Origin of the sequence: Rhizobacter sp. (genome assembly GCF_031412075.1) — a bacterium.
Taxonomy (GTDB): Bacteria; Pseudomonadota; Gammaproteobacteria; order Burkholderiales; family Burkholderiaceae_C; genus Rhizobacter.
On sequence record NZ_JANOCG010000132.1, the window covers coordinates 1 to 11,369 of the forward strand.

Genomic DNA, 11,369 nt, shown 5'->3' on the forward strand with positions numbered 1-11,369 from the left:
AGCCGGCGGTGCAGGCCCTGCAGCACACCGACGCCCGCGTGCGCCGCGCCGCGGTCAGCGTGCTGGGCTACCTGAAGAAGCCGCAGGCGATCGCTTCGCTGACGCAGATCGCCGCGCACGACACCGACCCCGAAGTGCGCCGCGTGGCCGTTGGCGCCCTGAGTTACGCGAACGACAGCGCCGACGTGAGCGTGCACCCGGCCTTGAGCCGCGCGCTCGCCGACTCGGTGTGGCAGGTGCGCGAAGAAGCCGCCACCACCTTCGCCAAGACCGGCTCGTCGCTCGGTGTGCCCCACCTCGTGCGCGCGATGGAAGACGAGTATTGGCAGGTGCGCGTGAAGGCCGCGCGCAGCCTGGGCAAGCTGCGCGCGCGCGATGGCGTCGCCGCACTCGCCGAAGCGTTGAGCCACCCGGTGAGCAACCTGCGCAAGGAGGCGGTGATCGCGTTGGGTGAGGTGGGCGACCCGCGCGGCATCACGCCGCTGGAACGCGCGCTGCACGACAGCGACCCCGATGTGCGCAAGCTTGCCAAGCTGGCGCTCACCAGCATCCAGATGGTGAGAGACACATGACGGTGTTGATACCCGCTGCACCGCCCCGCTCCGTTCGGGCTGAGCCTGTCGAAGCCTGCCCTGAGCCCTATCGAAGGGCCCTTCGACAAGCTCAGGGCGAACGGAGTGAATCGAAGCATCGCCTTGGGAGCCTTGAGCCATGAGCTTCGTCGTCACCGAAAACTGCATCCGCTGCAAATACACCGACTGTGTGTCGGTCTGCCCCGTCGAGTGCTTTCACGAAGGCCCCAACTTCCTGGTGATCGACCCGGTGGCCTGCATCGATTGCGGTGTGTGCGTGCCCGAATGCCCGGTCGAAGCCATCGTCGACGAAAAAGACCTGAAGCCCGAGCAGATGGAATACATCGAGCTCAACAAGCGCCTCGCCGCCCAGTGGCCGCTGATCACCGCGGCCAACGAGCCGCTGCCCGATGCCGGCGAGTGGGCCGACAAGCCCAACAAGAGAGGCCTGCTGCGCGAAAGCGCTTGAGCCGGCCCAGGAGACAGAGGTGAAGTCTCTGCGCAGGCACCGATCTTGCGCAGTGGCTTTGTGAACGTGATGTGATCGACCAGGAGATTGAGATGCGCTCGATTGTTCTTCTCTCGTTTGCTTGCGCCTCGGCGCTGATCTGCTCCACCCCTGCGGCCGCCAAAGATGTGGTGACCATCGGCATCGGCACGCAGAACACCACCACCAACACCGTCACCGGCGGCATCGTGCTGAAGGAGATGAAGCTGCTGGAGAAGTACCTGCCCAAGACCGGCAAGTACGCCCACATCGAGTGGAAGCTCGACTGGCAGAACTTCACCTCGGGCCCGCCGGTCACCAACGGCATGATCGCCAACAAGCTGCAGATCGGCATGATGGGCGACTACCCGCTCTTGGTGAACGGCGCCACCGGCCAGCAGAACAAGGGCAACGAGACGCAGCTCATCGCCGTCATCGCCTACAACGCCTTCGGCTCGGGCAATGGCGTGGTGGTGCACAAGGACAGCCCCTACTACGAGCTGGCCGACCTGAAGGGCAAGACGGTGTCGGTGCCCTTCGGCTCGGCGGCGCACGGCATGATGTTGCAGGCCATGCAGGAGCGCGGCTGGCCCAACGACTTCTGGAACCTGGTGAGCCAGAGCCCCGAGGTCGGCACCACCAACCTGCAGGAAAAGAAGATCGACGGCCACGGCGACTTCGTGCCCTTCGCCGACCTGCTGCCCTACCGCGGCTTCGCCCGCAAGATCTTCGACGGCGCGCAGACCAAGGTGCCCACCTTCCACGGCGTGGTGGTGAGAAAGGACTTTGCCGACAAGTACCCCGAGGCGGTGGTGGCCTACATCCGCGCGCTGATGGAAGCCAACGACTGGGTGCGCAAAGACCCCAAGCTCGCCGCGCAGAAGGTCGAGGAGTGGACCAAGATCGAGAAAGAGGTGGTGTACGTCTTCCTGGGCCCGGGGGGCATCCACACGCTCGACCCGAGCATCAAGCCGCGCTGGGTCGAGACCATCAAGACGGCGCATGGTGTGCTTTCGAAGCTGGGTCGTGTGAAAGAGTTCGACGTGGCGGCCTGGGTCAACGAAACCTATGTGCGTGAAGCCTTCAAGCAGCGCGGGCAAGACTACGAAGCGCAGAAGCAGACGCTCGCCAACTACGACGTGAGCGGGCGTGACCCGGTCTGCAAGACGCAGGTCACCCGTCCGAAGGAAGCCGGCGAGATCTGGCTGGCCAGTGGCGAAATCGTACCGATGAGTTCGCCGGCCTGCCTGCTCGCCGGTGTGCGGCAGTACGAAGCCCAGGGCAAAAAGGTGACCGTGGCTTATCTCTACGACAAGGAGCTGGGCATCAAGCTGTTTGCCGACAAGGCCTTCTACGCGCTCGATGCGAGCAACCCCAAGAGCCCGGTGGCGGTGCCCTTCCTGCTGAAGAAAGATGCCGAAGCCCACGCCGCCAAGACCAGCGGCAAGCTCGCCACCTATGCCGAAGCGCTGGGGCAGGCGGTGCCGCCGGTGGCCGTGACCACGGCAGGGAAGTGAACCATGGCAGCCATCCAGCGGGTTGAAGACTTCGTGGCGCCACGCGAGGATGCAGGCCCGCGCGCGGGGCCGGCCGCGTCGCACATCGGCGCGAGCGTCACGCCGCTGCCTTTGCCGCTGGCGGCTGCCAAGTCACCGGGGCTGTGGCCGCGCTTCTGGCAAGGCCGCCTCGGCTTGTGGGCGATGGCGGTGGTGTCGATTGGCAGCGTGCTCTTGTTCTGGCAGCTGGCCACGCAATACAAGCTCGATTTCTACGTGCGCTTCAACAACATCCCCACACCGGCGCAAGTGTTCGAGAAGGTGGTCGAGGTCAACGAGTCGGCCAAGTTCGTCACCAACATCGGCATCAGCGTGCGCCGCATCCTGCTCGGGTTTGCGGTGGCCACACTGTTGGGGGTGGGCCTGGGTGTGCTGATTGGGCGCTACCGCTGGGTGCGTGGGCTCACGTTGCCGGCGATGGAGGTGTTTCGCCCGATCCCGGCGATTGCCTGGGTGCCGATGTCGATCATGCTGTGGCCGAGCAACGAGGTGAGCATCGTCTTCATCACCTTCCTCGGGGCGTTTTTCCCCATCCTGCTCAACACGGTGCATGGGGTGGAAAGCCTCGACCCGGTGCTGCTGCGCGCTGCCCGCACGCTGGGGGCGAGCGAGCCCAGCCTGCTGCGCCACGTGGTGCTGCCGGGTGCCATGCCGCACATCTTCACCGGCCTGGCGGTGGGCATGGGTGTGGCCTGGGTCTCGCTGATCGCGGCCGAGATGATCTCGGGGCAGTTCGGCATCGGCTACTTCACCTGGGAAGCCTATTCGCTGATCAGCTACGCCGAGATCGCGCTCGGCATGATCACCATCGGCGTGCTGGGCTTGTTGTGCAGTGGGGCGATCAGGCTGCTGGCCAAGGCGGCGATGCCGTGGCAGGCGTACTCGTCGAATGGGGTGCGCACATGAATGCCGTCGCGTCACAGGGCCGCGTCGATGTGCGCGACCTCGCTATTCGCTTCAACGTCAAGGGCGGTGAGGTCGAGGCAGTCAAGAGTGCCTCGATCCATGTGCGCCCGGGTGAGTTCGTCTCGCTGATCGGGCCCTCGGGCTGCGGCAAGTCGACCCTGCTCAATGTGGTGGCAGGCTTCTTGAAGCCGAGCGCCGGGCAGGTGATGCTCGACGGCGCGCCCATCACCGGCCCCGGCTCCGACCGCGGCGTGGTGTTCCAGCAGTACTCGCTTTTTCCCTGGATGACAGTGCGCAAGAACGTGGAGTTCGGGCTCAAGATGAAGGGCAGCTCGCGCAGCGAGTGCGAAACGCAGGCGCGCACGCTGCTGGGGCTGGCCGGGCTGCTGGCCTTCGAGAACCACTACCCCGATCAACTGTCGGGCGGCATGAAGCAGCGTGTGGGCATCGTGCGTGCGCTCGCCACCAGCCCGCAGGTCTTGTTGATGGACGAGCCCTTTGGCGCGCTCGACTCGCAAACCCGCGTGGTGATGCAGGAGATCCTGACCAACATGTGGCAGCGCCTGCGCATCTCGGTGCTCTTCATCACGCACGACATCGACGAGGCGGTGTTTCTTTCCGACCGCATCTACGTGATGACGGCCCGGCCCGGGCGCATCAAGGCCGAGCTGGCCGTGCCGCTGCCCCGCCCGCGCACGCCCGAGATGGCCGAAACCCCGGAGTTCGCGGCCCTGGTGCGGCAGATCAAGGGCCTGATCCGCGAGGAAAGCCTGGCCGCGATGGGCGGCGAGCTGGGTGAAGGCGGGTTGTCGGGCCTGTGCACCGAGATCGGCCCGCAGGGCATGGCCGGGGTGGTCTGAGGTGGGTCTGCTTGATGCTGATGTGCAGGAAGTCGTGCACCATCAAGTCACGGGGAGGCTGGAGATCGGCTGGGCCGACGGCTTGCGGGCACAATTGGGGGTGGCGCAGCTGCGTGCCGCCTGCAAGTGCGCAGGCTGCGAGCACCAGCGCCGCCAAGGTCGTCCGCAGCAGCCAGCCGAGGGCATCGCTCTCACCGCCCTCCACCCGATCGGGGACGTCGGGCTGCAGCTCGCCTTCAGCGACGGACATGACCGCGGCATCTATCCCTGGCCCTACTTGCGCGAGCTGGCAACGCACTTGCCGTCGGAACACCTGTCATGAGCAATCTCTTCGAATCCAAGGTTCTGTCGATCCACCACTGGACCGACCGCCAGTTCTCGTTCACCTGCACCCGTGACCCGGGCTTTCGCTTCCAGAGCGGCCAGTTCACGATGATCGGCCTGATGGTCGATGGCAAGCCGCTGCTGCGCGCCTACAGCGTGGTCAGCCCGCACTGGGATGAGACGCTCGAGTTCCTCAGCATCAAGGTGCAAGACGGCCCGCTCACCTCGCGCCTGCAGCACATCCAGGTGGGCGACACGATCATGATCGGCCGCAAGGCCTCGGGCACGCTGCTGACACAAAACCTGCTGCCCGGCAAGAACCTGTACCTGCTCTCCACCGGCACCGGGCTGGCGCCTTTCATGGCGATGATTCGCGACCCCGAGGTGTACGAGCTGTACGAAAAGGTCGTCTTGATTCACGGCTGCCGCCAGGTCGGCGAGCTGGCCTACGACAAGGTCATCACGCAAGAGCTGCCGAAGAACGAATACTTCGGCGAGCAGGCTGCGGCCAAGCTGATCTATTACCCCACCGTCACGCGCGAGGCCTTTCGCAACCAGGGGCGCATTCCCACGCTGATGGAAACCGGCAAGCTGTTCCACGACATCGGCCTGCCGCCCATGTCAAAGCAAGACGACCGCTTCATGCTGTGCGGCAGCCCCGAGATGCTGCGCGATACACGCGCCCTGTTCGACAAGGCGGGCATGACCGAGGGCAACATGAGCCACCCCGGTCACTTCGTCATCGAACGCGCTTTCGTCGAGAAGTAAAGCCCGGCCATGTTTGCCGCCGCCGACATCGCCTGGGCCAGCGCCCAGGCGGTGAGGCGTCATGCGGCCGGCACTGCCACGTGCGTGCTGATCGCGCTGGCCGCCAGTTTTGTGGCGGCGCTGCACAACGGCCCGCCGATGTTGTACGCGTTGTTGTTCGGCACCGCGTTTCACTACCAGAGCGCCGAGGCGCGCACCGCACCCGGCATCGACTTCTGCAGCCGCAGTCTGTTGCGCCTGGGCGTGGGCCTGCTGGGCGCGCGCATCACGCTGGAGCAGATCGCCGGCCTTGGCTGGGTCACGGCGGCGGTGGTGGTGGCGGCGGTGGCGAGCACGCTCTTGTGCGGCTGGCTGATGTCGCGCTGGCTGCGGCTGCCGTGGGTGCTGGGCGTGCTGGCGGGTGGCGCCACCGCCATCTGCGGCGCGTCGGCGGCGCTGGCCATCGCGGCCGTGATGCCGCGCGACAAACACCCCGAGCGCCATGCCCTGGTGGTGGTGGTGATGGCCACCCTGTTGTCGACGCTGGCGATGGTGTTCTACCCCTTGGTGGCCCGCGCCTTGGCGCTGCCACCCGCGCTCGCCGGGCTGTTCATCGGCGGCAGCATCCACGACGTGGCGCAAGTGATCGTGGCCGGCTACACGCTGGGCGCCGAAGCGGGAGATGCGGCCTCGGTGGTCAAGCTGTTTCGCGTCAGCCTGCTGGTGCTGGTGGTGCTGGGGGTGTCACTGGCGTGCCGCGCAACGGGTGGGGTGGCACCGCGGCCGCTGGTGCAGCGGCTGGGTGGGTCGGTGCCGGGTTTCCTGTGGCTGTTTGTGGCGCTGGCGGCGCTCAACTCACTGGGTGTGCTGGGGCCGGTTCAGACTGGCTTGAACCAGGCTTCACGCGCCTGCCTGATGCTCGGCGTGGCGGGGTTGGGCATGAAAACGTCGTTCACCCACCTGGCGCGCGCCGGGTGGCGGCCGGCGCTGCTGATGCTGGTGACGAGCCTGTGGTTGGCGGGCGGGCTGTTGGGCGTTGCGCTGTGGATGCGGTGAGCGGAGTGGTCAGCCCGGCGCTCGGCCGCCCGAAGCCGGGCTGCGACCCCTCGGGGGGCAGGAGCGCAGCGACGTGGGGGCAGACATTTCAGCCGAAGAATTGTTTGAAGACGTCAGGCTCGTTCATCTCGCGCGTGACCAGGCCGCGAATCGTTTCGCGGTACGGCGTGGCCTGTGGGGTGGTGTCGAGGTGGGCGGGCATGGTCACGCCCCAGGCGGTGTTGAAGTCGCTGACCTGGGTGCGCAGCATCGGCTGCGCGGTCATCGGCACCAGGCGGGGCGCAACGAGCGAGGGCATTTCTTCCCACTCGATCGTGTCCGTGGGCGCGCCGACCGGGTAGCGGGGCGCGAGCGGGTGAGCGGCTTGTGTGTGGGTGCGGTTCATGCTGTGTTCCCTTGCAAATCATCTGATGCCTAGGCTATCGGCTGCTTCGCCGCGACATGTATGGATAAGCCAGCCCTCTGCGGCCCAGTTCAGAGACGAGTCGGTGCCGGCGTGACTTTGTGCGCCGATTGCGGCCACGGCCTGGCTTGACGCCACAATCGCTTCATGCCTCGACTCGTCTCGCTGCCGCCCGCTCCCGAGCCGCCAGAAGCGGCCGTGTCGGTGCGTGCGGGGCCGCAAAAGTTTGTGGTCGAGGTGCGCGCCAGCCCCATCGACGGGCAGGGCGCATTTGCAGGCGAGGCCATCGCGCAGCGGCGCAAGATCGGCGAGATCAGAGGCGAAGCCATCAGCCTTCAAGAGGCCCAACGGCGCGCCCGGGGCCAGGCCCGCATCATGATCATTGCGGTGTCCGAGCGGCGCGCGATCGACGCCACCGGCTCGCTCGACCCGCTGCGTTTTGCCAACCACTCGTGCCGGCCGAACGCAAGCCTGCGGGTGCGCCAGGGGCGGGTCGAGTTTTATGCGATGCGTGATGTGGCGTTGGGCGAAGAGATCACCGTGAACTACGGCGAAACGCACCATCAGGGCCGGCTGCGCTGCCGCTGTGGCGCGCCGGGCTGCGTGGGCCAGCTTTAGGCGTTCGAGCCCGGCTCAGGCCGCGCCACCGCGCCGGCATCGAGCCAGCGCAACAAGCAGGCGTAGAGGCGGCTCGGCGCCACCGGCTTGGTGATGTGGTCGTTCATGCCGGCGGCCAGGCATTCGTGGCGGTCTTCGGCATAGGCGTTGGCCGTCATCGCGAGGATGGGCAGGCTCTCGCGCCCTGGCAGGCGGCGGATGGCGCGGGTGGCTTCCAGGCCGTCCATCACCGGCATCTGCACGTCCATCAGCACCAGCGCATAAGCCTCGGTGCGCACCCGCTCCAACGCCTGCTGGCCGTCGCTCACCACGTCGACGGCCAGCCGCAGGCGGCGCAGCAGGGCGAGCGTGACCTCCTGGTTGACGGGGTCGTCGTCGACCAGCAGCACGCGTGCGCCGGCGTGGCGCGCGATGATGCTGTCTTCGGGCACGCGCAACGGCACGCTGTGGATGTCATCGGCCACCCCCTGGCTCACGGTGGCCAGGCGCGCGGTCATCCAGAAGGTGCTGCCCACCCCGGGGGCGCTGCGCACGCCCACGTTGCCGCCCATCAGGCCGGCCAGCCGTTTGGCGATCACCAGGCCGAGGCCGGTGCCGCCGTACTTGCGCGAGGTGGAGTCGTCGGCCTGTGAAAACGACTGGAACAGCCGCGCCTGCTGTTCGGGGCTGATGCCGATGCCGTGGTCTTGCACCTCGATGTGCAGCATCACCGCGTTGCTCGCCGACTGGGCCACACGCGCGCGCAGCTTGATGGTGCCGTGCTCCGAGAACTTGATCGCGTTGCCGATGAAGTTGAGCAGGATCTGCTCCAGCCGCAGCGGGTCGCCGCGCAGCCGCTCGGGCAGGCTGGGCGAGATCTCGGGCTGCAGCGCCAGGCCCTTGGATTCGGCGCGCTCGCGCAGCATGCCCAATGCGCTGGCGATCACCGTGCGAGGCCTGAACTCACGGTCTTCGAGCTCGAGCCGGTCGGCCTCGATCTTGGAAAGGTCCAGGATGTCGTTGATGATGCCCATCAGGTGGTGCGCTGCCGCAGCCACCTTGTCCAACTGCTCCTGGGCATGGGCATCGGGCAGGTCGCGTTGCAGAAGGTGGGTGAGGCCGATGATGGCGTTCATCGGCGTGCGGATCTCGTGGCTCATGTTGGCCAGGAAAGCGCTCTTGGCGCGGTTGGCCGTCTCGGCGGCGTTGCGTGCGCTCTCCAGGTCGGCGGTGCGCTCGGCCACCAGCATCTGCAGGTGATGGCGGTGGTTCTCGAGCTCGAGCCGGGCCAGTCGTGTTTCGCTGATGTCCAGGATGGCGCCGTGCACGCGCGAGATCTTGCCCTGGCTGTTGCGCACCGCTTCGCCGAGCACCCGCACCCACACCCGCTTGCCGGTGGCGGTGACGATCTGCATTTCCAGGTCGTAGGGCGTGCCGTGGCGCACACAGGCCTCGAAGGCGGTGCGCAACGCCTCGCGGAACTCGGGCGCGTGGTGCTGCGAGGCGTCTGCCAGGCTGGGGGTGGTGCCGGGCGGCACCTCATGGATGGCGCAGGCTTCGTCCGACCACACCATCTTGCGGTCGCGCAGCGTCACCACCCAGGCGCCCATGCGCACCATCTTGCTGGCGATGCGCAGCAGGCCCTCGCTCTGGCGCACTTTTTCCTGCGACTCGCGCAGGTCGGTGATGTCTTGGATGACGCCGAGCACACGCGACGGCTGGCCGTTGCGCATGAGCACCCGCCCGCGCGAGCGCACCCACATGTCGCGCCCTTGAGCGCTGACCATGGGCAGCTCGATGTCCCAGGGGGTGCCGCGTGTGGTCGCCTCGTGCAAGGCGGCGTCGACCTGCGTGCGTGCGCTGGGCCGCAAGAAGGCCCAGCCTTGTTCCAGCGTGAAATGGGTGCCCGGTGGCACCTCGAGCAGCTGGCACATCTCATCGGAGGTGGTGGTCGTCTGCGAGAGGATGTCGAGCTCCCAGCCGGCCACCCGGGCCAGCTCGCCGGTGCTGCGCAGGCGCTCTTCGCGCGCCGCGAGTGCTTGCTGCACACGGTAGGGCTCGCTCACGTCGCTGAACACCAGCACCACGCCGGTGATGCGGCCCTGGGCGTCGCGGATGGGCGCGGCGCTTTCGGAGATCTGGTACTCGCGGCCGTCGCGCGACAGCAGTGCGGTGTCGTTGCTCAGGCCCACCACGTCGCCGTGGGTCAAGACCCGCTGCACCGGGTCGCCAGCGTTTTCACGGGTTTCGTGGTTGACGATGCGAAACACCTCGGCCAGCGGCCGGCCGAGGGCCTCTGGCGCAGCCCAGCCGGTGAGGCGCTCGGCGGCGGTGTTGATGCGCGTGATGCGCCCGGCGGCGTCGGTGGCGATCACGGCGTCGCCAATCGAATGCAAGGTGGTGGCGAGGCTTTCTTCGCTGTCGCGCAAGGCCTGCTCGGCGCTCGCGCGAGCGGCCAGCATGGCGCGGAAATCTTCGGCCAGCGCCTGCACCTCGCGGGGTGCGCCGGCCAGCGAGACGCCCTGCAGCGCCTGCACGCTGTGGTCGACCGAGGCGCGCCTGGCCGCGGCGGCCACGGCCTCCACCGGCGACGCCGTGCGGCGCGCCACGACATAGGCCAGCATCGCCGCCAGCAGCACCGCCAACAGCGCCGACACGGTATTGAACAGCGTGCGCTCGCGCACCGGCCCGTACACCAGGTCCACCGGGATGCCCACCGCGGCGTGCCAGGCCGTGCCCTGGATCGGCGCCACGCCGAAGATGCGCTGCACGCCGGCGTGGTCAGCCGACTGCCCGGAGCGGCCTGGCCCCGGCACCAGCTCCTTGAACCAGGGCAGGTGGGCCAGGCTCTGGCCGATCCATTGTTCGGGTGCCAGGCTGCTGGCGATGACCGAGCCGCGTGCGTCGACGATGTGCGCCAGCGCCTGCGGCGGCAGCTCGCCCGGGCCCGGCGCCAGGCGCACGCCGGCCAGGTCGATGGCCAGCGCGATGACGCCTGGCGGTGCCATGCGGCCTTCGGCATCGGGACGCGCTGGCAGCGGCAGCGCGACCAGCAGCACCCAACGTTTGGTGAACACACCACGGCTGACCTGGCCGACGCTGAAGCGGTTGTCGCGCAGGGTTTCTGCCAGCGGCAGCCCCGCGCTGACACGCGGGGGCGTGCCCGGCGCGGGCTCGATGGCGCTGCAGACGCGGTCGCCGTCGCGGCGCACCGAAATCAGGTTGGTGTAGATCGGGAAGAGGTCGCGAAAGCTCGCGAAGATCGGGTCGCACTGTTGCGGGTCGAGCCCGTTCACACCGGGCCGTTGCGCCAGTTGGACGAGCAGCCGCTGGGCGCTGTGCAACAGGTTCTCGGTCTCGACGGCGGCAGCACGGGCGGCGCGCAAGGCTTCGGCACGGGCGCGATGGGTTTCGTGTTCGGTTTGTCGGGCGCCGTTGTAGGCGAGCAGGGCGACCAGGGGCAAGGCGGTGGCCAGCACCAGCAAGGTCAGTCGCGAGCGGATCGGCAAAGAGGTGCGCATGGGCGGGAGGCGTGCGTTCATCCATCGCGGCGTGCATTCAGGGTGAACCGAATCGGCCAAGGGCATTTCATCACGCTGCCACGCGCGGGCGCCCCGGGCCTCACCGCATTGTGGGCGTGCCGGGCCTCGGGTAGCCTCGCGGGCAGAGTCACGGCGGGTAAGTACCAGGGCAATGGCAACAGCGCGGGCGTGGGGCATTCTGAAGCGGCTGTCAGCGCGGGTGGCCGGCTGGCGTGTGCGGCGTGAGCCTGCGGTGGCGGCCGCGCTGCCGGCGGGCGCGGCGCTGATCGAGGGCATGGGCTGGCACGAGTTCGAACGGCTCGCGGCCGAGGGCTTTCGC

11 protein-coding genes are annotated in these 11,369 nt (G+C 67.8%); 9 read left to right on the forward strand and 2 right to left on the reverse strand.

The window, feature by feature from the left end; genetic code table 11:
- The 8 genes from RMO40_RS04815 to RMO40_RS04850 form a co-directional block, all read left to right on the forward strand.
- Positions 1–572 (forward strand): HEAT repeat domain-containing protein (locus tag RMO40_RS04815; RefSeq protein ID WP_309717069.1); only part of this gene is annotated, 572 nt, incomplete at its 5' end.
- A 139-nt stretch (positions 573–711) separates the two neighbouring features.
- Complete coding sequence (fdxA, locus tag RMO40_RS04820) at positions 712–1,041, forward strand: ferredoxin FdxA (protein ID WP_309717072.1); 330 nt, start codon at positions 712–714, stop codon at positions 1,039–1,041.
- Positions 1,042–1,133: 92 nt separating this feature from the next.
- Complete coding sequence (locus RMO40_RS04825) at positions 1,134–2,576, forward strand: ABC transporter substrate-binding protein (RefSeq protein WP_309717075.1); 1,443 nt, start codon at positions 1,134–1,136, stop codon at positions 2,574–2,576.
- Between the two features lie 3 nt (positions 2,577–2,579).
- Positions 2,580–3,521 (forward strand): ABC transporter permease subunit, encoded by a 942-nt coding sequence (locus tag RMO40_RS04830; protein ID WP_309717078.1) that lies wholly within the window; start codon positions 2,580–2,582, stop codon positions 3,519–3,521.
- On the forward strand, positions 3,518–4,381 hold the full coding sequence (locus RMO40_RS04835; RefSeq protein ID WP_309717081.1) for an ATP-binding cassette domain-containing protein: 864 nt from the start codon (positions 3,518–3,520) through the stop codon (positions 4,379–4,381). The genes RMO40_RS04830 and RMO40_RS04835 overlap by 4 nt, the downstream gene beginning before the upstream one ends.
- Position 4,382: 1 nt before the next feature.
- Positions 4,383–4,703, forward strand: coding sequence for a gamma-butyrobetaine hydroxylase-like domain-containing protein (locus RMO40_RS04840; protein WP_309717084.1), 321 nt, complete (start codon positions 4,383–4,385; stop codon positions 4,701–4,703).
- Positions 4,700–5,473: a ferredoxin--NADP reductase gene (locus tag RMO40_RS04845; protein ID WP_309717086.1), complete on the forward strand. Its 774-nt coding sequence runs from the start codon at positions 4,700–4,702 to the stop codon at positions 5,471–5,473. Before RMO40_RS04840 ends, RMO40_RS04845 begins: the two co-directional genes overlap by 4 nt.
- A 9-nt stretch (positions 5,474–5,482) precedes the next feature.
- Entirely contained in the window at positions 5,483–6,508 is a 1,026-nt protein-coding gene (locus RMO40_RS04850) for a putative sulfate exporter family transporter (protein ID WP_309717089.1), read from the forward strand.
- 88 nt (positions 6,509–6,596) lie between these two features.
- Here RMO40_RS04850 and RMO40_RS04855 read toward each other — a convergent pair whose 3' ends face one another.
- Positions 6,597–6,893 (reverse strand): hypothetical protein, encoded by a 297-nt coding sequence (locus tag RMO40_RS04855; RefSeq protein WP_309717092.1) that lies wholly within the window; start codon positions 6,891–6,893, stop codon positions 6,597–6,599.
- 165 nt (positions 6,894–7,058) lie between these two features.
- Here RMO40_RS04855 and RMO40_RS04860 point away from each other — a divergent pair, with 165 nt between their 5' ends.
- Complete coding sequence (locus RMO40_RS04860) at positions 7,059–7,529, forward strand: SET domain-containing protein (protein WP_309717095.1); 471 nt, start codon at positions 7,059–7,061, stop codon at positions 7,527–7,529.
- Here RMO40_RS04860 and RMO40_RS04865 read toward each other — a convergent pair.
- A complete protein-coding gene (locus RMO40_RS04865) occupies positions 7,526–11,029 on the reverse strand; it encodes a PAS domain S-box protein (RefSeq protein ID WP_309717098.1) in 3,504 nt (1,167 codons plus the stop codon). The genes RMO40_RS04860 and RMO40_RS04865 overlap by 4 nt on opposite strands.
- Between the last annotated feature and the right edge of the window lie 340 nt (positions 11,030–11,369).

Excerpts from the sequence above, each read along its gene's own strand:
- fdxA (WP_309717072.1), top strand. The coding sequence starts at position 712 with ATGAGCTTCGTCGTCACCGAAAACTGCATCCGCTGCAAATACACCGAC.
- RMO40_RS04825 (WP_309717075.1), top strand. The coding sequence starts at position 1,134 with ATGCGCTCGATTGTTCTTCTCTCGTTTGCTTGCGCCTCGGCGCTGATC.
- RMO40_RS04830 (WP_309717078.1), top strand. The coding sequence starts at position 2,580 with ATGGCAGCCATCCAGCGGGTTGAAGACTTCGTGGCGCCACGCGAGGAT.
- RMO40_RS04835 (WP_309717081.1), top strand. The coding sequence starts at position 3,518 with ATGAATGCCGTCGCGTCACAGGGCCGCGTCGATGTGCGCGACCTCGCT.
- RMO40_RS04845 (WP_309717086.1), top strand. The coding sequence starts at position 4,700 with ATGAGCAATCTCTTCGAATCCAAGGTTCTGTCGATCCACCACTGGACC.
- RMO40_RS04850 (WP_309717089.1), top strand. The coding sequence starts at position 5,483 with ATGTTTGCCGCCGCCGACATCGCCTGGGCCAGCGCCCAGGCGGTGAGG.
- RMO40_RS04855 (WP_309717092.1), bottom strand. The coding sequence starts at position 6,893 with ATGAACCGCACCCACACACAAGCCGCTCACCCGCTCGCGCCCCGCTAC.
- RMO40_RS04860 (WP_309717095.1), top strand. The coding sequence starts at position 7,059 with ATGCCTCGACTCGTCTCGCTGCCGCCCGCTCCCGAGCCGCCAGAAGCG.
- RMO40_RS04865 (WP_309717098.1), bottom strand. The coding sequence starts at position 11,029 with ATGCGCACCTCTTTGCCGATCCGCTCGCGACTGACCTTGCTGGTGCTG.